Origin of the sequence: Hydrogenophaga sp. (assembly GCF_025699295.1) — a bacterium.
Taxonomy (GTDB): Bacteria; Pseudomonadota; Gammaproteobacteria; order Burkholderiales; family Burkholderiaceae_C; genus Hydrogenophaga.
Genome location: NZ_JAILWB010000013.1, coordinates 126,897 through 146,499, shown reverse-complemented (window position 1 = coordinate 146,499; position 19,603 = coordinate 126,897). Strand labels below are relative to the sequence as shown.

18 protein-coding genes are annotated in these 19,603 nt (G+C 66.3%); 10 read left to right on the top strand and 8 right to left on the bottom strand.

From position 1 onward, the window contains the following. Nucleotides 1-63: 63 nt before the first annotated feature. Genes K5880_RS15605 through K5880_RS15585 form a run of 5 tightly spaced genes read right to left on the bottom strand, consistent with a single transcriptional unit; the run spans nucleotide 64 to nucleotide 6,868 of the window. Nucleotides 64-696: a hypothetical protein gene (locus K5880_RS15605; RefSeq protein WP_297654170.1), complete on the bottom strand. Its 633-nt coding sequence runs from the start codon at nucleotides 694-696 to the stop codon at nucleotides 64-66. A gap of 51 nt (nucleotides 697-747) precedes the next feature. Beyond that, nucleotides 748-1,740, bottom strand: coding sequence for a Tim44 domain-containing protein (locus K5880_RS15600; protein WP_297654167.1), 993 nt, complete (start codon nucleotides 1,738-1,740; stop codon nucleotides 748-750). Nucleotides 1,741-1,785: 45 nt separating this feature from the next. After that, the gene (ubiE, locus tag K5880_RS15595) at nucleotides 1,786-2,517 is read right to left on the bottom strand and encodes a bifunctional demethylmenaquinone methyltransferase/2-methoxy-6-polyprenyl-1,4-benzoquinol methylase UbiE (RefSeq protein ID WP_297654164.1); all 732 of its coding nucleotides are present in this window, start codon (nucleotides 2,515-2,517) and stop codon (nucleotides 1,786-1,788) included. A 17-nt stretch (nucleotides 2,518-2,534) separates the two neighbouring features. Further along, entirely contained in the window at nucleotides 2,535-2,948 is a 414-nt protein-coding gene (locus tag K5880_RS15590) for a DUF971 domain-containing protein (protein ID WP_297654161.1), read from the bottom strand. 29 nt (nucleotides 2,949-2,977) lie between these two features. Then, a complete protein-coding gene (locus tag K5880_RS15585) occupies nucleotides 2,978-6,868 on the bottom strand; it encodes an FAD/FMN-binding oxidoreductase (protein WP_297654158.1) in 3,891 nt (1,296 codons plus the stop codon). A 176-nt stretch (nucleotides 6,869-7,044) separates the two neighbouring features. Between K5880_RS15585 and ugpB the strand changes: the two genes are divergently transcribed. The 5 genes from ugpB (at nucleotide 7,045) to ugpQ (ending at nucleotide 12,020) form a co-directional block, all read left to right on the top strand. After that, the gene (gene ugpB, locus K5880_RS15580) at nucleotides 7,045-8,355 is read left to right on the top strand and encodes a sn-glycerol-3-phosphate ABC transporter substrate-binding protein UgpB (RefSeq protein WP_297654155.1); all 1,311 of its coding nucleotides are present in this window, start codon (nucleotides 7,045-7,047) and stop codon (nucleotides 8,353-8,355) included. A gap of 89 nt (nucleotides 8,356-8,444) precedes the next feature. Further along, a complete protein-coding gene (gene ugpA / locus K5880_RS15575; protein ID WP_297654152.1) occupies nucleotides 8,445-9,332 on the top strand; it encodes a sn-glycerol-3-phosphate ABC transporter permease UgpA in 888 nt (295 codons plus the stop codon). Between the two features lie 65 nt (nucleotides 9,333-9,397). Further along, nucleotides 9,398-10,249, top strand: coding sequence for a sn-glycerol-3-phosphate ABC transporter permease UgpE (gene ugpE, locus K5880_RS15570; protein ID WP_297654149.1), 852 nt, complete (start codon nucleotides 9,398-9,400; stop codon nucleotides 10,247-10,249). A 17-nt stretch (nucleotides 10,250-10,266) separates the two neighbouring features. Beyond that, complete coding sequence (locus K5880_RS15565; protein ID WP_297654146.1) at nucleotides 10,267-11,271, top strand: sn-glycerol-3-phosphate import ATP-binding protein UgpC; 1,005 nt, start codon at nucleotides 10,267-10,269, stop codon at nucleotides 11,269-11,271. Continuing rightward, entirely contained in the window at nucleotides 11,268-12,020 is a 753-nt protein-coding gene (ugpQ, locus tag K5880_RS15560; protein WP_297654142.1) for a glycerophosphodiester phosphodiesterase, read from the top strand. Before K5880_RS15565 ends, ugpQ begins: the two co-directional genes overlap by 4 nt. A gap of 10 nt (nucleotides 12,021-12,030) precedes the next feature. Here ugpQ and K5880_RS15555 read toward each other — a convergent pair whose 3' ends face one another. After that, entirely contained in the window at nucleotides 12,031-12,300 is a 270-nt protein-coding gene (locus tag K5880_RS15555; RefSeq protein WP_297654139.1) for a hypothetical protein, read from the bottom strand. A gap of 49 nt (nucleotides 12,301-12,349) precedes the next feature. On the opposite strand from K5880_RS15555, the gene hemA reads away from it, so the two are divergent. From hemA to K5880_RS15530, 5 genes are all read left to right on the top strand, one after another. Further along, nucleotides 12,350-13,651, top strand: a complete 1,302-nt coding sequence (hemA, locus tag K5880_RS15550) for a glutamyl-tRNA reductase (protein ID WP_297654136.1) — start codon at nucleotides 12,350-12,352, stop codon at nucleotides 13,649-13,651. Nucleotides 13,652-13,716: 65 nt separating this feature from the next. Continuing rightward, nucleotides 13,717-14,805, top strand: a complete 1,089-nt coding sequence (gene prfA / locus K5880_RS15545) for a peptide chain release factor 1 (protein WP_297654133.1) — start codon at nucleotides 13,717-13,719, stop codon at nucleotides 14,803-14,805. Continuing rightward, nucleotides 14,802-15,635, top strand: coding sequence for a peptide chain release factor N(5)-glutamine methyltransferase (gene prmC, locus K5880_RS15540; RefSeq protein WP_297654131.1), 834 nt, complete (start codon nucleotides 14,802-14,804; stop codon nucleotides 15,633-15,635). Before prfA ends, prmC begins: the two co-directional genes overlap by 4 nt. Nucleotides 15,636-15,688: 53 nt before the next feature. After that, nucleotides 15,689-16,012: a Grx4 family monothiol glutaredoxin gene (grxD, locus tag K5880_RS15535; protein ID WP_297654128.1), complete on the top strand. Its 324-nt coding sequence runs from the start codon at nucleotides 15,689-15,691 to the stop codon at nucleotides 16,010-16,012. A gap of 179 nt (nucleotides 16,013-16,191) precedes the next feature. Then, nucleotides 16,192-17,196, top strand: coding sequence for an AAA family ATPase (locus tag K5880_RS15530; protein WP_297654124.1), 1,005 nt, complete (start codon nucleotides 16,192-16,194; stop codon nucleotides 17,194-17,196). Nucleotides 17,197-17,206: 10 nt separating this feature from the next. Here K5880_RS15530 and K5880_RS15525 read toward each other — a convergent pair whose 3' ends face one another. Beyond that, nucleotides 17,207-17,836, bottom strand: a complete 630-nt coding sequence (locus K5880_RS15525) for a transglycosylase SLT domain-containing protein (RefSeq protein WP_297654121.1) — start codon at nucleotides 17,834-17,836, stop codon at nucleotides 17,207-17,209. Further along, the gene (locus K5880_RS15520) at nucleotides 17,833-19,578 is read right to left on the bottom strand and encodes a proline--tRNA ligase (protein WP_297654118.1); all 1,746 of its coding nucleotides are present in this window, start codon (nucleotides 19,576-19,578) and stop codon (nucleotides 17,833-17,835) included. The genes K5880_RS15525 and K5880_RS15520 overlap by 4 nt, the downstream gene beginning before the upstream one ends. Nucleotides 19,579-19,603 lie beyond the last annotated feature (25 nt).

The following is a 19,603-nucleotide window of genomic DNA, read 5'->3' as shown; positions in this document are numbered from 1 at the left end:
CCAGCTCGTCCAGGCCGTAGCGCAACACCACCCAGACGATGTAGACACCGCGAAAGAGCCGGCTCATGCGGCGGGTCCGTGCGAGGGCGGTGTCGTGGCCGTCGGGTCGGTCGATGCGCCAGCGGTGGGCGCGCGGGGGGAAAAGCCCTCAGGCAGACGTTCGGCAAAGGCCTTCACGGCCTGGCCCGCCGCGCGGGCAAACCGCGACAGCGTGTGGGCCGTGGCGTCTCCCACCACACGGGAAAGGTCTTCCTCCACGTCCCAGCGCACGTTGTCCACCAGCCAGGCCACCTCGGCCGCGAGTTGCACGTCGCCCTGGATGTCCACACCGGGCTTCTGCCCTGCCAGCACGCCCTGGGCCAGTGCCAGGGGCGATGTCTGGGTCAGGGTGACGTTCAGCTCGGGCCGGACCTCGGGGTCGCAACGCTCAAGCAAGCCGGCGGCGGTCGGCGCGAGGGTGAGGTGGAAGTCACCCCACTGGACGCGCACGGGTTTGCCCTTCTGCCGGCGCAGCCGGTCCTGGGCGGCCTTTTCCTGCATCAGCACATGGTTGAGGAACAGCACCACGCGGTTCTGCAACTCGTCGACCACCCACTCGGGTGGCCGAATGGCGCCCAACAGCGATTGCAGGAAGTTCAGGGGGGCCGCAGCCGCAGCACCGGGCCTGGAAGAAGAATCGGGTGGTTCATTTTTCATGACCACCCGATTTTGACGGATAAAGCCCGGCGCAACGGCCGCGCGCGGCGCTTACTGCAGGGCCTGCACGCCCGCCACCAGCCAGCCGCCCGATCCAGCCCGGGGTCGGGTGATGTTCCAGACCTCACGGAACGGGTTGGGGCCGGCGGAGCCTTCCTCGCGGATCAGACCGGAGAACTCCACGCTGGCCATGTACTCGTCCTCCAGCTCCTCGATGCCGAGCAACTGGGCTTCCAGCATCACCACCTCGGTTTTGTTCGCGCTGCCTGTCGAGACCTGCTCGCGCTCGGCAAGCTGCCCTCGGATCTGCTCGAGCATGTCGTCGGTCATCATGGCCCGCAGGGCGGGAATGTCGGAACGGTCCCAGGCATCCTGCAGGCTGGTGAAATTGGCCTTGGATGCCTTGAGGAAACCCTCGACGTCGAAGCCCGCCGGCACACCCCACGACTGGCCGCCCTGCAAGGCCGAACCGATCAAGGACCCGCCGCCGGCCGGGGACGCCGGGCGGTGGGCGGCGTCCAGTCCGGCCGGGCCACTGCGTTCCCAGGGTCTGGCAGAGGCGTCGTTGCCAACGTTGTGCGGCTGGTAGGTGCGCGGCGTGGCCGGGTCGAACTGCGAATGACCCGCTCCCTGGTAAGCCAGATTGGCAGGCTGGGCGCGCCGGCGCATGACCATGCCGATGACCGCCATGATCACCACCGCGAGCAGCGCAAACAGCAGGAACTGCGCGAAGGCCTCGCCAAAACCCAGTGCGGAGGCCAGCCAGGCAAGACCAAGGCCCGCTGCCAGCCCCCCCAGCATCGCACCCCAAGGCCGCTTTGGCGCAGCCGCGGCCGGGCTGGCCGTGGCCGGACGGGCGGCCGCATTCTGTGCCGGCGCCTGCTGCGGTGTGGCCTGCTGCGCGGGCGCCGCGCCGCTGCGCTGCTGCGTCACGTTGCCCGACTGCTTGCCGAAGGAAAGGCCTCCTCCCAGGCGCTTGGCCCAGAGGTCCTGCGAGCCCAGCGCCATCGCGCAGACCAGCACCACCGACCACAACTTGTTCATTTCATCGTCTCCTTCAGATTGCAGAAACCGGACATCCAACGTCGCTCAACACTTGATGCCCACATGCAGGGCCACCACGCCGGCGCTGAGGTTGTGCACATCCACATGGCCAAAACCAGCACCTCGCATCATCTGCCTCAATTCTTCCTGCCCCGGGTGCATGCGGATGGACTCGGCCAGATAGCGGTAGCTGGCCTCGTCACCCGCCACCAGCCTGCCCAGTTTGGGCAGCACATTGAACGAGTACCAGTCATAAGCTTTCTCAAGCGGTTTCGCCACCCGGGAAAACTCCAGCACCAGCAACTTTCCACCCGGTTTGAGTGTCCGATGCATCTCGGCCAGGGCAAGTTCCTTGTGCGTCATGTTGCGCAGGCCGAACGCCACCGACACGATATCGAACGAATCGCTGGCAAACGGGAGCTTCTCGGCGTCGCAGACCATCGTCGGCAGCACCACACCCAGGTCGAGCAGGCGCGCGCGCCCCTCGCGCAGCATGGCTTCGTTGATGTCGGTGTGCACCACCCGCCCCGTCGGACCAACCTTGCGCGCGAAAGCGAGGGAAAGGTCGCCGGTGCCACCGGCGATGTCGAGCACCTGGTCACCCGCCTGGGGGTTGGCCACGGTGATCGTGTAGCGCTTCCACAGGCGGTGCAGACCGGCCGACATGAGATCGTTCATCACGTCGTACCTGGGTGCGACCGAATCGAACACGCCGCGCACGCGCTGCGCCTTCTCGCCTTCGTCGACGGTCTTGAATCCGAAATGGGTGGAAGCCATGGCCTTGTCGTCCTTTTTCAGTGGCTGCCGCAGGCTTGGCCACCCTTGTCCGGCATGGGCGCGTCGCGTTCCACCCCGGCGGCCTGCAGGCGCGCGAAATAGTCGGCCCACAGGTCCGCCTGCTTCGAGCCCAGAAAGAGCAGGTAGTCCCAGGAGTAGATGCCGGAGCTGTGGCCATCGGAAAAGGTGGGTTGCACCGCGTAGTTGCCCACCGGTTCCAGCGCGACGATGTCCACCTCGCGCTTGCCGGTCTGCAGCACCTCCTGACCGGGGCCGTGGCCCTGCACCTCGGCCGAGGGCGAGTACACCCGCATCAGCTCGAACGGAATGCGGAATTCGCTGCCATCGGAGAAGCCGATTTCGAGCAACCGCGACTGCTGGTGCAGCGTGATCGACTGCGGCGTCGGGGTGTTCCTGTCGAGTCCAGCCATGAATGATGTCTCCGTGAGGGCTATGGGCGTCAGACCAGCACGCGCTCGATGCCGCCCTGGTTGGCCTTGGCCACGTATTCAGGCAGCCATTGTTCGCCCAGAATCTGGCGCGCCATCTCCACCACGATGTAATCGGCCTCAAGAAGGCCCGACTTGAGGTCCTCGCCATAGCGGCTCAGCCCCTGCAGGCAGCTGGGGCACGAGGTGAGGATCTTCACGTTGTCCTGCGCGCCCACGGTGCCGGCGGCGCGCAACGCGGCCTCACCGTTCTGGATTTCTTCTTCCTTGCGGAAACGGACCTGGGTGGAGATGTCGGGCCGCGTCACGCCCAGCGTGCCCGACTCGCCGCAGCAGCGCTTGCTCTCCAGCACGTTTTCGCCCACCAGTGCCCTGACGGTCTTCATCGGGTCCTGCAGCTTCATCGGCGTGTGGCAGGGGTCGTGGTACAGGTAGCCGCCCTGCCCGGCCGGCAGCGTGATGCCCTTCTCGAGCAGGTACTCATGGATGTCGATGATGCGGCAGCCGGGGAAGATCTGATCGAACTCGTAACCCTGCAACTGGTCGTAGCAGGTGCCGCAGCTCACCACCACGGTCTTGATGTCCAGGTAATTCAGCGTGTTGGCCACGCGGTGGAAGAGCACCCGGTTGTCGGTGATCATCTTCTCGGCCTTGTCGAACTGGCCACTGCCTCGCTGCGGATAGCCGCAGCACAGGTAACCCGGCGGCAGAACGGTCTGCACGCCGGCGTGCCACAGCATCGCCTGCGTGGCCAGGCCCACCTGGCTGAACAGGCGCTCGGAACCACAGCCCGGGAAATAGAACACCGCCTCGGTCTCGGCCGTGGTGGCCGCCGGGTTGCGGATGATGGGCACGTAGTCCTTGTCCTCGATGTCCAACAGGGCGCGCGCGGTCTTCTTGGGCAGACCGCCGGGCATCTTCTTGTTGATGAAATGGATCACCTGTTCCTTGACAGGGGCCGGACCGAGGGTTGCTGGCGGCGCGCTGGTCTGCCTGCGGGCGACGCGCTTGAGCAGGTCGTTGGCCAGGCGCTGGGCCTTGAATCCCGCGCCCACCATGGCACCTCGCACGAACTTGATCGTCTCGGGGTTGGTGGCATTGAGGAAGAACATGGCGGCCGCGTTACCGGGGCGGAAGCTCTTCTGGCCCATCTTGCGCAGCAGGTTGCGCATGTTCATCGTCACGTCGCCGAAGTCGATCTTCACCGGGCAGGGCGAGAGGCACTTGTGGCAGACCGTGCAGTGGTCGGCCACGTCCTCGAACTCTTCCCAGTGCCGGATGCTGATGCCGCGGCGGGTCTGCTCCTCGTACAGGAAAGCCTCGATCAGCAGCGAGGTGGCCAGGATCTTGTTGCGCGGCGAATAAAGCAGGTTGGCGCGCGGCACATGGGTGGCGCAGACCGGCTTGCACTTGCCGCAGCGCAGGCAATCCTTGACGCTGTCGGCAATGGCGCCGATGTCGCTGCGCTGCATGATCAGCGATTCATGGCCCATGAGGCCGAAACTGGGCGTGTAGGCGCTGGACAGATCGGCGCTGCGCAGGCTGGTGTCCTGCGCCAGTGCAGGGGCGCCAAAGTCGCGCAGCAGCTTGCCCTTGTTGAAGCGGCCTTCGGGGTCGACCCGGCTCTTGTACTCTGCGAACGGCCGCAGTTCCTCGTCGGTGAGGAATTCGAGCTTGGTGATGCCGATGCCGTGCTCGCCGGAAATCACGCCATTGAGGCTGCGGGCCAGCACCATGATGCGCGCCACCGCGGCGTGCGCCGCCTGCAGCATCTCGTAGTCGTCGCTGTTGACCGGGATGTTGGTGTGCACGTTGCCATCGCCCGCATGCATGTGCAGGGCCACCCAGACTCGGCCCTTGAGCACGCGCTGGTGGATGGTGTTGCATTCGGTCAGCAGCGGGCCGAATGCCGCACCGGTGAAGATGTTCTGCAGCGGCGCGCGCAGCTGCGTCTTCCAGCTGGCGCGCAGGCGGTGGTCCTGCAACTGCGGAAACAGCGTGTCCACGTCGCGCAACCAGCCCGCCCACTGCGAACGCACTTCGCGCACGACGGCGAGCGCCTGCTGCACGCGATCCTCCAGCAGCTCGGCGCTGGGGATGTCGTTGGCGTCGTCTGTCTTGCCCAGTGGCAGGCTACCCCGCGTGAAGAATGTTTCCAGCGCCTCGCACAGTTTTATCTTGTTGCGCAGCGAGAGCTCGATGTTGATGCGCTCGATACCCTCGGTGTACTCGCCCATGCGCGGCAGCGGGATCACCACGTCCTCGTTGATCTTGAAGGCATTGGTGTGCTTGCTGATGGCCGCCGTGCGCTTGCGGTCGAGCCAGAACTTCTTGCGCGCCTCGGCACTGATGGCGACAAAACCCTCGCCGCTGCGCGAATTGGCCAGGCGGATCACTTCGCTGGTGGCCCGCGCAACCGCATCGGCGTCGTCGCCCACGATATCGCCCACGAGCACCATCTTGGGCAGGGTGCCACGCTTGCTCTTGGTGGCATAGCCGACAGCTTTCAGGTAGCGGTCATCGAGGTGCTCCAGGCCGGCCAGGATGGCGCCGCCAGGTCGCTTCATCTCCCCGAACATGAAATCCTTGATGTCGACGATCGACGGCACGCAGTCCCTGGGGTTGCCGAAGAACTCCAGGCAGACTGTGCGAACGTGCTGCGGCATGCGGTGCACCACCCAGCGCGCGCTGGTGATGAGGCCGTCGCAACCTTCCTTCTGAATGCCAGGCAGGCCACTGAGGAACTTGTCGGTCACGTCCTTGCCCAGGCCTTCCTTGCGGAAGGTTTTGCCGGGGATGGCGAGCTGCTCGGTACGCACCGGGGTCTTGCCGTCGGCTTCGAAGTAATTCAGCTCGAAGGTGGCCACCTCGGCGTCGTGGATCTTGCCCAGGTTGTGGTCCAGCCGCGTGACCTCCAGCCACTGCGCCTGCGGCGTGACCATGCGCCACGACACCAGGTTGTCCAGCGCCGTGCCCCAGAGCACGGCCTTCTTGCCGCCGGCATTCATGGCGATGTTGCCGCCAATGCACGAGGCCTCGGCGGACGTGGGGTCGACGGCGAACACATGGCCAGCGCGCTCGGCCGCGTCGGCCACGCGCTGGGTGACCACGCCGGCTTCGGTCCAGACCGTGGGCAGCGGTTGCTCGTGCCCGGGGACCTTGACCCATTCCACCTCGGTCATGGCCTCGAGCTTCTCGGTGTTGATGACCGCGCTCTTCCAGGTCAGTGGTATCGCGCCGCCGGTGTAACCGGTGCCGCCCCCCCGAGGGATGATCGTCAGGCCAAGTTCGAAACAGCCCTTGACCAGCCGGGCCATCTCGGCCTCGGTGTCGGGCGTGAGGACGACGAAGGGGTATTCGACGCGCCAGTCGGTCGCGTCAGTCACGTGCGATACGCGCGAGAGGCCGTCGAACTTGATGTTGTCCCTGGCGGTGAGCTTGCGCAGCGCTTTCGTGGCGCGCTGGCGCAGCGCGGCCACGTCCTCGAACCCGCGTGCAAACCGATCCACCGCCGCCCGCGCCGCGGCAAGCAACTCCGCAACCAGGTCATCGCGCGCCGCATCGTCGTTCGGGGTACGGCGCTTCTGCACCTCACCCAGGCGGTGGTGCATGGCGTCAACCAGCTGCTGGCGGCGTTTCGGGCTGTCGAGCAGGTCGTCCTGCAGGTAGGGGTTGCGCTGCACCACCCAGATATCGCCAAGCACCTCGTACAACATGCGCGCCGACCGGCCGGTGCGGCGCTCGCCCCTGAGTTCATCGAGCAATCCCCATGCCCGCTCGCCGAGCAGGCGCTGGACGATCTCACGGTCCGAAAAGGAGGTGTAGTTGTAGGGAATCTCGCGCAGACGCGGCGCATCGTCGGTGGGGGTGGCGAGCAGCGAGAGCGGCGTGGGAGCGTTCATGTGTGTGGCAGTCGCCAGCATGACAGTAGTGGGCCCAAGATGGTACCGCAGCGCAACATACACCCGCGCCCCTCATGGAAACCCCTGTTGTCACGCCCGGGAAACGTCGGTGCAATCGTTTCGTCACACAAAGACCCTACCCTACCGGGCTACCGTTACCCATCCAAGGAGCATCCATGCGCAAGCATTTCATCCCCCTCACCAGCGCCCTGGCGCTTGCTGCCGCCATGAGCGGTCCGGCCCACGCCCAGACCGAGATCCAGTGGTGGCACTCCATGACCGGCGGCCTGAATGACTGGGTGCTGGACCTGGCCAATGGCTTCAATGCCAGCCAGAAGGACTACAAGATCGTTCCTACCTACAAGGGCACCTACGACGAGACCATGCCGGCCGCCGTAGCGGCGTTCCGCGCCGGCAACGCGCCTCACATCCTCCAGGTGTTCGAGGTGGGTACCGCCACGATGATGGCCGCCAAGGGCGCCGTGGTGCCCGTGGGCAAGGTGCTGTCCGATGCGGGCTACAAGTTCGACCCCAAGGCCTACATCCCGGCCGTGGTCGGTTACTACACCGCACCCAACGGCCAGATGCTGAGCTTCCCGTTCAACAGCTCGACGACAGTGTTCAACTACAACAAGGACCTGTTCAAGAAGGCCGGGCTCGATCCCAACCAGCCGCCCAAGACCTGGCCGGAGGTGGTGCTCGCAGCGGCCAAGCTCAAGGCCTCGGGCGTGGCCTGCCCCTTCACCACCAGCTGGCAGGGCTGGACGCAGCTCGAGAGCTTCTCCACCTGGCACAACACCGAGTTCGCCAGCAAGGGCAACGGCTTTGGCGGCACCAGTGCGCGCCTGACCGTCAACAGCCCGCTGCACGTGCGCCACATCGAGAACCTGTCCAACATGGCCAAGCAGGGCCTCTTCGTCTACCGTGGACGGGGCAACAAGGCCGACGCATCCTTCTATTCCGGCGAATGCGCCATGGCCACGGCCTCGTCATCGACCTACGCGAGCATCAAGAAGAACGCCAAGTTCGACTTCGGCATCGCACCCCTGCCCTACTACCCGGATGTGGTCGGCGCGCCGCAAAACACCGTGATCGGTGGTGCGTCGCTCTGGGTCATGGGCGGCAAGAAGCCCGCTGAATACAAGGGCGTGGCGGCTTTCTTCAACTACCTCACCAACGCGGAGATCCAGGCCAAGAGCCACCAGCGCACCGGCTACCTGCCGATCACCCTGGCATCGTTCGAGCTGACCGAGAAGTCCGGCTTCTACAAGCAGAACCCCGGCACCGATGTGGCCGTCAACCAGATGATCCGCAAGACCACGGACAAGTCGCGCGGCATCCGCCTGGGCAACTTCATCCAGGTGCGTGCCATCGAGGACGAAGAGCTCGAACAAGTCTGGGCCGGCAAGAAGTCGGCCAAGGAAGCGCTGGACGCCATCGTCAGCCGCGGCAACGAGCAACTGGAGCGGTTCCAGAAAGCCAACTGAGTACGATCCGGGCGGGTCTCGCGGCCCTCCGTTATCCTCTCGCCTCCCCCGTTCGGTGATCCGGACGGGGGTTTTCTGATTGAAACACCGTGGCTTCTGAAAAACGCGTCGTCTTCCGCTCGGCCTGGCTGCCGTGGGTGCTGCTGGCACCCCAGGTGGCGGTGATCGCCATCTTCTTTTTCTGGCCCGCCGCGCAAGCGCTGCTGCAGTCTTTCCAGCAGTCCGACGCGTTCGGCCTGTCGACCGAATGGGTGGGTCTTCAGAACTTCGCCAACCTCCTGGACGACCCGTCCTACCTCGCCTCGTTCAAGACCACCGCCATCTTCTCGGTATTGGTGGCGGGCCTGGGCATCGGCATCTCGTTGCTGCTGGCGGTGTTTGCCGACCGCGTCGTCAAGGCCACGCTGGTCTACCGCACGCTGCTGATCTGGCCCTACGCCGTGGCGCCCGCCGTGGCCGGCGTGCTGTGGCTGTTCATGTTCGCGCCTTCCATCGGCATCGTTTCCTATGCGCTGCGCGGGCTGGGTTTCGAGTGGAACCACCTGCTCGACAGCGACCATGCCATGACGCTGATCGTGATCGCGGCCGTCTGGAAGCAGATCTCCTACAACTTCCTGTTCTTCCTGGCCGGCCTGCAGAGCATCCCGAAATCGCTGATCGAGGCCGCCGCCATCGACGGGGCCAGGCCCTGGCGGCGCTTCTGGTCGATCCAGTTCCCGTTGCTGTCGCCTACCACTTTCTTCCTGTTCGTGATCAACGTGGTGTACGCCTTCTTCGACACCTTCGCCATCGTGGACGCCGCCACCGAGGGCGGGCCGGGCCGGGATACCGCCATCCTGGTCTACAAGGTGTACTACGACGGGTTCAAGGCGCTGGACCTGGGTGGTTCGGCGGCACAGTCCGTGGTCCTGATGGTGATCGTCATCGCCTTGACCATCATCCAGTTCCGTTTCGTCGAAAAGAAGGTGCAGTACTGATGCCGATCGTTTTCCACCTGTCGCCGATCCGGCAGCAACGCCGCGCGCAGGCGGGGAGTCGCTGAATGGTCGAACGCAATCCCTGGCTGCGTGTGCTCTCGCACACCGTCCTCGTCCTGGGCGTGATCGTGATCGCCTTTCCCCTGTATGTGACCTTCGTCGCGTCCACGCAGACCGCGTCCGAGATCCTGCAGGCGCCCATGTCGATGTGGCCCGGCAGCCACCTGATCGAGAACTACACCGCCGCCCTGCAAGGCACCGGCATGGGTGCAGCCTCGAACGCGCCGGTCGGCCGCATGATGATGGTCAGCCTGATCACGGCCCTGGTCATCGCCATCGGCAAGATCGCGATCTCGCTGCTGTCGGCCTTCGCCATCGTGTACTTCCGTTTCCCGTTCCGCATGTTCTTCTTCTGGGCCATCTTCGTCACGCTGATGCTGCCGGTGGAAGTGCGCATCGGCCCGACCTACGCCGTGGTGGCCAACCTGGGCATGCTCAACACCTACGCCGGCCTCACCGTGCCCCTGATCGCATCGGCCACGGCGACCTTCCTGTTCCGGCAGTTCTTCCTGACGGTGCCCGACGAACTGGTGGAAGCCGCGCGCATGGATGGCGCCGGGCCGATGCGCTTCTTCAAGGACGTGCTGGTCCCCCTGTCCACCACCAGCATCGCCGCCCTGTTCGTGATCCAGTTCATCTACGGCTGGAACCAGTACCTGTGGCCGCTGCTGGTGACCACGGAGGAGACCATGTACCCGGTGGTGATCGGCATCAAGCGCATGATCAGCGGCGGCGACGCCGCGACCGACTGGAACATCGTCATGGCCACGGCCGTGCTGGCCATGATCCCGCCCGCGCTGGTGGTGATCCTCATGCAACGCTGGTTCGTCAAGGGCCTGGTGGACACGGAAAAGTAACGAGAACAAGCAACAACATGGCATCCATCCAACTCAAGGACGTGGTCAAGCGCTACCGCACCGGCAAGACCGAGCTGCAGGTGATTCATGGCGTCAACGCCGAGATCGCCGACCGCGAATTCATCGTCATCGTCGGGCCTTCGGGCTGCGGCAAGTCCACCCTGCTGCGCATGGTCGCCGGACTGGAGGAAATCAGTGGTGGCGACATCTCCATCGGCGGGCGCGTGGTCAACGAGCTCGAGCCGGCCGAACGCGACATCGCCATGGTGTTCCAGAACTACGCGCTCTACCCCCACATGACCGTGTTCGACAACATGGCATACGGGTTGAAGATCAAGAAGGTGCCGCTGGATGAGATCAAACAGCGCGTGGACAAGGCCGCCGCCATTCTGGAACTGGGCCACCTGCTCGCACGCAAGCCGCGCGAACTCTCGGGTGGCCAACGCCAGCGCGTGGCCATGGGCCGCGCCATCGTGCGCCAGCCGCAGGTGTTCCTGTTCGACGAACCTCTCTCCAATCTGGACGCCAAGCTGCGTGCCCAGACCCGGCTGGAGATCCAGAAGCTGCACCGCGAACTGGGCATCACCTCGCTGTTCGTCACGCACGACCAGGTCGAGGCGATGACGCTGGCGCAGCGCATGATCGTGATGAACGCCGGCCGCATGGAGCAGTTCGGCACGCCCGAAGAGGTGTACTCGCGCCCCGCGACCACCTTCGTCGCCAGTTTCATCGGGTCGCCGCCGATGAACCTGCTCAAGAGTGCGCCGGGCGCACGCCCGGGCAGCCTGCTTGGCATCCGCCCCGAGCACATCGATCTGGGCGACAGCGGTTGGGCCATGCAGGTGGAAACGGTGGAACTGCTCGGCGGCGAACGCCTGGTGCATGCGCGCCTGGGCGACGAGACCCTCATCATCCGCACGCACGAAGACCAGGGCTCGCCCGCCATCGGCAGCACCATTCACGCGAAGCCACGCGAAGACCGCATCCACTGGTTCGACGCGCAGACCGGCCAGCGGCAGTGACGGTTCCCGCGAAGCCCTGGCCCTACCCGCGCTGGATTGCCCACCGTGGCGCCGGCAGGCTGGCGCCCGAAAACACCCTGGCCGCGTTCCGCCTGGGTGCCGCCCATGGCTACCGCATGTACGAGTGCGACGCCAAACTCAGCGCGGACGCCGTGGTCTTCCTGCTGCACGACACGACACTGGAGCGCACCACGAACGGCACCGGCATGGCCGGTGAACAGGACTGGAGTGCCCTGAGCCAGCTCGACGCCGGTGGCTGGCATTCGCGCGCCTTTGCCGGTGAACCCCTGGCCACGCTGGACGCCGTGGCGCGCCACTGCCAGGCGCAAGGCCACTGGCTCAACATCGAGATCAAGCCGACACCAGGCACCGAGCTGGCCACAGGCCGCGCGGTGGCCTCCGCAGCGGACCGGCTCTGGCAGGACGATGCGGCGCGCACGCCTTTGCTGACCTCGTTCCAGCCCGATGCACTGCGCGGCGCACTCGAAACCGCTCCGCATCTGCCGCGCGGGCTGCTGCTCGACACCCTGTGGAACGGCTGGATGGACACCGCGCAGTCGCTGGGCTGCGCAGCCCTGGTGTGCAACCACGCGCTGTGGGACGCGACCACCGTGGCGCAGGCCCGGGGCGCCGGCCTGCGCACCCTGGCCTACACAGTCAACGACGAGTGGGCTGCCCAGCGCCTGTTTGACCTCGGGCTGGACGGCATCATCACCGACCGGATCGACCTGTTTTCACCCGACCGCTGAAAAGGATTGCTCAGCGTCTGCGGTGCAACCACCAGGCCAGCGTGCCCTGCACGAACACCAGCGCGGCGTAGGTCGCGATCTTGCCGTCGCGACCGAAGAACACCAGCCCCGCCAGCAGGACCACGACTCCGGCCACGACCAGCATGAAGGCCTCCAGGCGCGCACCTAGCCGGGCGCGGCCAGCGCGGCGCAGGCGGGGAGCGGTCCACAGGACCCCTGCCACGAACAGGGCGGGCGCCATGAAGCTGGCGATGTGCACCAGAAAGGCCCAGGGCGTCATTCGGTGGCGGCGGCGGCGTGCATAAGGGTTCAATTTTATAATCACGCCCATGTCTGTCTGGGCCCTCGGCATCAACCACAACACGGCTCCGCTCGATCTGCGGGGCCGTTTTGCGTTTGCGCTCGACCAGATCCAGCCCACGCTTGACGGCTACCGGCAGAGTCTGGCGCGCCAGCCCGAGGCCACCCTGCTGTCCACCTGCAACCGCACCGAGCTCTATGGCGCGGGCGACCAGTCGGCGGTCGACCCGACGCTGGAGTGGCTGGCCCGCACCGGCGGCGTGAGCAGCCACGTGCTGCGCGACCATGCCTATGTGCTGCGCGACGACCAGGCCGCGCGCCATGCGTTTCGCGTCGCCAGCGGCCTGGACAGCATGGTGCTGGGCGAGGCGCAGATCCTCGGCCAGATGAAAGACGCCGTGCGCGCCGCCAGCGATGCCGGCGCCCTGGGCACCACGCTGCACCAGCTGTTCCAGCGCTCTTTCGCCGTGGCCAAGGAGGTGCGCAGCTCGACCGAGATCGGCGCGCATTCCATCAGCATGACCGCCGCTGCGGTGCGCCTGGCCTCACAGCTGTTCGAGGACCTGCGCGACATCCAGGTGCTCTTCGTTGGCGCGGGCGAGATGATCGAACTGGCCGCCACCCACTTTGCCGCCCGCAGTCCCAAAGGCATGGCGATTGCCAACCGCACGCTGGAGCGCGGTGAAAAGCTTGCCAGCCGCCTGGGCGCCCAGGTGATGCGCCTGGCCGAAGTGCCCGACCGCCTGCACGAGTTCGACGCCGTCATCAGTTGCACCGCCAGCACGCTGCCGATCATCGGTCTGGGTGCGGTCGAACGCGCACTGAAGAAGCGCCGCCACCGCCCGATGTTCATGGTCGACCTGGCCGTGCCGCGCGACATCGAGGCCGAAGTCAAGGGCCTGCCCGACGTGTACCTGTACACCGTGGACGACCTGGCCACCGTGGTACAGACCGGCAAGGACCACCGCCAGGCCGCCGTGGCACAGGCCGAGGCCATCATCGACGCAGGCGTGCTCAGCTTCATGCACTGGATGGAGCAGCGAGATCCGGCCCACGGCGTGGTGCCCCTGATCCAGCAGATCAACGCCCAGGCCGACGAGTGGCGTGCCATCGAACTGGCGCGTGCGCGCCGCTTGCTGGCCCGCGGCGAACCGGTCGAGGCCGTGCTCGAGGCGCTCTCGCGTGGCCTGACACAAAAGATGCTGCACGGCACACTGGCCGAACTGCATACCGGCGACGTGACCGCGCGCGCCGCGACCGCGCAAACCGTCTCGCGCCTTTTCCTGCGCGACGAACTGCCCAAGACCCCGCGCGGCCCCGCGCAGAACTAGCTGGACCGGGCCGTCCAGGCTGCGCGGGCGTGCCCGCGATGGCCTGTCCGGGTCGCCGCATACCCATGAAATCCTTTGTCCGAGACACCCTGCTGCGCCAGCGAGCCCGCCTGCACGAGCTCGACGCGCTGCTGTCCGCGCCCGATGTGGTCGACCAGATGGACCGCTTCCGCGCACTGAGCCGCGAACACGCCGAGGTCTCGGGCGTGGTCGACGTGTTCAACCGCTATCTGCAGCGCGAAGCCGACCTGGCTTCGGCCAGGGAGATGGTCAACGACCCCGACATGGCCCAGATGGCGCAAGAGGAGATCGAGGCGGCTGGGGCCGACATGGAACGGCTGGATACCGAGCTGCAACAACTCCTGCTGCCCCGGGACCCGGACGACGAGCGCAACGCCTTTGTGGAAATCCGCGCCGGCACGGGCGGTGACGAGTCCGCCCTGTTCGCCGGCGACCTGGCGCGGCTGTACACCCGCTATGCCGAACGCCAGCGCTGGCAGGTCGAGACCGTGAGCGAATCGCCGGGCGAACTCGGCGGCTACAAGGAAGTGGTGCTGCGCGTGGCCGGCCCGGGCGCCTACGGCCGGTTGCGTTTCGAATCCGGCGGCCACCGCGTGCAGCGCGTGCCCGCCACCGAAACCCAGGGCCGCATCCACACCAGCGCGGCCACCGTGGCCGTGATGCCCGAGCCCGACGAAACCCAGGCGGTGCAGCTCAACCCGAGCGAGTTGCGCATCGACACCTACCGCGCCAGCGGCGCCGGTGGCCAGCACATCAACAAGACCGACTCCGCCGTGCGCGTGACCCACCTGCCCACCGGCATCACCGCCGAATGCCAGGACGGCCGCTCGCAGCACAGCAACAAGGCCAAGGCGCTGCAGGTGCTCACCGCGCGCCTGCAGGAGAAGGAACGCAGCGAGCGCGCGGCCGCCGAGGCCGCCACGCGCAAGGGGCTGATCGGCAGCGGCGACCGCAGCGACCGCATCCGCACCTACAACTTCCCGCAGGGCCGCATCACGGACCACCGCATCAACCTCACGCTCTACAAGGTGCTGCAGGTGATGGAGGGTGACCTGGACGAGGTGATCCATGCGCTGCAGGTGGCGCGTGGCACCGAGTTGCTGGCTGAACTCGAACAGCGCAACGGATCATGACGCTGCGCGAAGCGCTTGCACATCTGCAAGGCAAAGGCCTTGACCGGATCGACGCGCAGATGCTGCTGCTGCTCGCGCTCGGGCGCGGCGCGCATGAACGCGCGTGGCTGATGGCGCACGACGGCGATGCCCTGGACGCCAGCACCACCGCACGGCTGGACGCCCTGGCACAACGCCGCGCGGACGGAGAGCCGATGGCGTATCTGCGCGGCGACCAGGAATTCTTCGGTCTCACGCTGCAGGTGGACGCCCGTGTGCTCGTGCCCCGGTCCGACACCGAGACCCTGGTGAGCTGGGCGATCGCACGATTCGATCACTTCCCCGGCCCCACCCGCGTGCTCGACCTCGGCACAGGCAGTGGCGCAATCGCGCTGGCCATCAAGGCACAGCGCCCGGCCGCCTGCGTGTTCGCCACCGACGCCAGCGACGGTGCACTCTGCGTCGCACGGCGCAATGCCGGACGGCTTGGCCTGGCGGTCGACTTCTTACCTGGCCACTGGATCGCGGCCGTGCCCGGCCAGCGCTTCCACATCATCGCCAGCAACCCGCCCTACATTGCCGAGGGCGACATCCATCTGGCGGCACTCGGGCACGAACCCGTCTCGGCCCTGACGGCGGGCGCCGACGGCCTGGACGACATCCGCCACATCGTCGCCCATGCCCACGAAGCCCTGCACCCGGGCGGCTGGCTGTTGCTGGAACATGGCCACGACCAGGCGCCGGCGGTTCGCGAACTGTTGCGCGCGGCCGGGTTCGAGCAGGTGGACAGCCGCGCCGACCTGGCGGGCATTGCGCGCTGCAGCGGCGGCCAATGGCCACAACGGCGATAATGCGGGTTGTTCCGGGGCCTGATCTGGGCCCTCTTGCACAAGGACTTTCAGCCATGAGCGACGCCCAAACCCGTATCGACCAGCTGGTCAAATCCCACGACATCGTGTTGTTCATGAAGGGCAACGCGAGCTTCCCCATGTGCGGCTTCTCCGGCCGGGCGATCCAGATCCTCAAGGCCTGCGGCGTCGAACCCCGTACCCTGACGACCGTCAACGTCCTGGAAGACGACGGCATCCGCCAGGGCATCAAGGAATACAGCAACTGGCCCACCATCCCGCAGCTCTACGTCAAGGGCGAGTTCGTGGGTGGTTCGGACATCATGATGGAGATGTACCAGTCGGGTGAACTCCAGCAGGTCATCAGCGGCCAGGCCTGACCCCGACACCGGCGCCACGCGAAGCCACCTCCGGGTGGCTTTGTGCTTTCTGTTCGCGTCTTTTCGCACACCCGGGGGCGATCCCTCGGTATGCGGCGGGAATGGGGTGCTTTTCGGTTTGGCGCGCCGGCACGTCTTGTGCTTGAATGAAATCGTCGCCGAACCTTCAGGAGAACCGCATGAGCTCGCACAGCCTGGTCGCTTCACCCTCCCTCGGTCTGCCCATCGCCCAGATGCGCAGCGTGTTCAGCGCCGACGACGTCGAGCGCAAGCTGGCCAACCTGCAGGCCAGTGGCAACGAGCGCGACTACGAAAGCCTGCGCAACACCTGGCAGCGCATGCTCGAACGCGGCCCGCAGCGCTTTGCGGTCAAGCCTTCCGGTGTGCCCGACATGGTGCCGCTTTACAACCTGCTGCCCAATTTCGGTGAGGTGCTCGACGATGTGAAGCGCCACGTGGCACTGAGCCACGACAGCCGCGACAGCCTGGAAGTCACACCTATCCTGCTGCTGGGCCCGCCCGGCGTGGGCAAGACCCACTTCGCGCGCCAGCTCGCCGACCTGCTGGGCACCAGCATGAGCCTGGTGCCCATGAGTTCGATGACCGCGGGCTGGCTGCTCTCTGGCTCCTCCTCGCAATGGAAGGGCGCCAAGCCGGGCAAGGTCTTCGAGGCCCTGGTCGATGGCCAGTACGCCAACCCGGTGATCGTGGTGGACGAGATCGACAAGGCCAGCGCAGACGCGCAGTACGACCCACTGGGCGCGCTCTACAGCCTGCTCGAGCACGACACCGCGCAGACCTTCGTGGACGAGTTCGCCGAGGTGCCGATCGATGCCAGTCAGGTGATCTGGGTCACCACCGCCAACGACGAGCGCGCCATCCCGGACCCGATCATGAACCGCATGAACGTGTACGAGATCGCACCGCCTTCGCCCGACGCCGCGCGCAAGATCGCCGCGCACCTCTACCGCGGCATCCTGGGTGAACACGACTGGGGCCAGCGCTTCGACCCGGAGCCCGCCGACGACGTGCTGGACCAGTTGGCCACACTGGCGCCACGCGAGATGCGGCGCGCGCTGGTGACGGCATTCGGCAATGCGCGGCTGGACAACCGCTACCGTGTCGAACCCGACGACCTGCCGCGCGCGGGTCCAGGCAAGGGCCGCATCGGCTTCATCCAGTGAAGCCGGGCGCTCAGGCGTCTGGATGTGCCCAGTTTTTCGCGGCCGCGTACACCGCGTTCGGGTACGCGGCCCTGCCACGGCTGCCGTTGTAGCGGCCCAGCGCGAGGAAGGTGTCGCCACGCTCGCGGTCAAGATAGTGGCGCAAGATCACGCAGCCGAAGCGCAGATTGGTCTGCATGTTGAAGAGCCGTCCGACGTCACCATCACCGATCAGGCGTGACCAGAACGGCATGATCTGCATGTAGCCGCGCGCGCCCACGCTCGAAATGGCGAACTTGCGGAATGCGCTCTCGACCTGCACCAGTCCGAGCACCAGGGTGGTGTCCAGGCCGGCGCGACGGGTTTCGTACCAGATGGTCTGCAGGAACTCGATGCGGGTCTGGAAGTCAGGTTTGCGGCGCTTCAGCCGATCGCTGGTGGCGCCCAGCCAGCGCAGGTACGCCAGACGCTTCTCCAGATCGGCGAATTCGGGCACGGGGGGCGCGCTGTTGGCGATGGCCGCGCTGAGCGCGCCGCGCACGGAATCGGCCAGCGGCTCTTCAAGCTGACCTCCTGCCCGGGACGGGATCGGCAAGCCAGACAGTCCCACCGCACCTGCGGCGAGCAGGCAGTCCCGTCGCGACCACGCCAGAGGCTTCATGCCGCCAGCTTGCCTTTCAGGAGCGCCAGTACCTCGCCGACCGCGACCTGGGTGGCCGCGGCATCGCGGCGGTGCTGGTACTCGACCTGCCCGGCCTTGAGGCCTCGGTCGCCGATGGTCACGCGGTGCGGCACGCCGATGAGTTCCCAATCAGCAAACATCGCCCCCGGGCGTTCACCTCGGTCGTCCAGGATCGCGTCGATGCCTGCAGCCATCAGGTCCGCGTACAGTTGTTCGGCTGCGGCCTTGACCTCGGCGCTGCGGTCCATGCCGATCGGGCAGACCACGACCGTGAACGGCGCCAGCGCGTCGGGCCAGATGATGCCGCGCTCGTCATGGTTCTGCTCGATGGCCGCAGCCGGCAGGCGCGTGATGCCGATCCCGTAGCACCCCATTTCGAGGAACTGGGGCTTGCCGCCTTCGTCCAGGAAGGTCGCGTTCATGGCCTTGCTGTACTTGGTGCCGAGCACGAAGATGTGCCCTACCTCGATGCCGCGCTCGATTGCCAGCACGCCCTTGCCATCCGGTGAGGCATCACCTTCGACGATGTTGCGCAGGTCGGCCACAGCGTCGGGTTCGGGCAGATCGCGTCCCCAGTTCACGCCCGTGAGGTGGACGTCCTCCTCGTTGGCGCCGCAGATCCAGTCGGCCATCACCGCGGCTTCGCGGTCGGCCACGATCTTCACGGGCTTCTTCAACCCGATGGGGCCCAGGTAACCCGGCCGGGTGCCGAAGTGGTCGACGATCTCGGGCACCGTGGCAAAGCGAAAGCCGTTGTCCAGGCCCGGCACCTTGCCGACCTTGACCTCGTTCATGTCGTGGTCACCCCGCAGCAGCAAGAGCCAGACCTGGCTCCTGGCGATTTCGCCAGCCTCGTTGAGTTCGTCAGTGGCCAGCACCAGCGACTTCACCGTGGTCGCCAGCGGCACACCCAGCAGCGTAGCCACATCCGCGCAAGTGCTTTTGCCTGGCGTGGGCGTCCTGACCATGGGGTTGGCAGCCGCCGGGCGTGGCCCCACCGGCGCCAGCGCCTCGGCCTTTTCCATGTTCGCCGCGTAGTCGCTCGTGGGGCAATAGACGATGGCATCCTCGCCCGTGGCCGCGATGACCTGGAACTCTTCACTCAAATCGCCACCAATGGCACCGCTGTCGGCCGCGACCGCACGGTAGCGCAGGCCAAAGCGGTCGAAGATCGCCCGGTAGGCGCCCGCCATCGCCTGGTAGCTCGCCTTCGCTCCGTCCAGGTCGCGGTCGAAGCTGTACGCATCCTTCATGATGAATTCGCGGCTGCGCATGACGCCGAACCTCGGACGGCGTTCGTCGCGGAACTTGGTCTGGATGTGGTAAAGATTGCGCGGCAACTGCTTGTAGCTGCGCAACTCCTGACGGGCGATGTCGGTCACCACCTCTTCACTGGTCGGCTGGATGATGAAATCACGGTCGTGCCGGTCCTTCACGCGCATCAGTTCCGGGCCCATTTTTTCCCAGCGCCCGGTCTCCTGCCAGAACTCGGCCGGCTGAACCACCGGCATCAACAGTTCGACAGCGCCGGCTCGGTTCATTTCCTCGCGCACGATGGCCTCCACCTTGCGAATCACTCGCAAGCCCATGGGCATGTAGCTGTAGATGCCGGCACCCAGCTTCTTGATCATGCCGGCGCGTGTCATGAGCTGGTGGCTGACGACTTCCGCGTCGGCTGGCGCTTCCTTGAGGGTGGTGATCAGGAATTGGGAGGCTTTCATGGGCGAGCGAGGTTCTGCCGGCAGG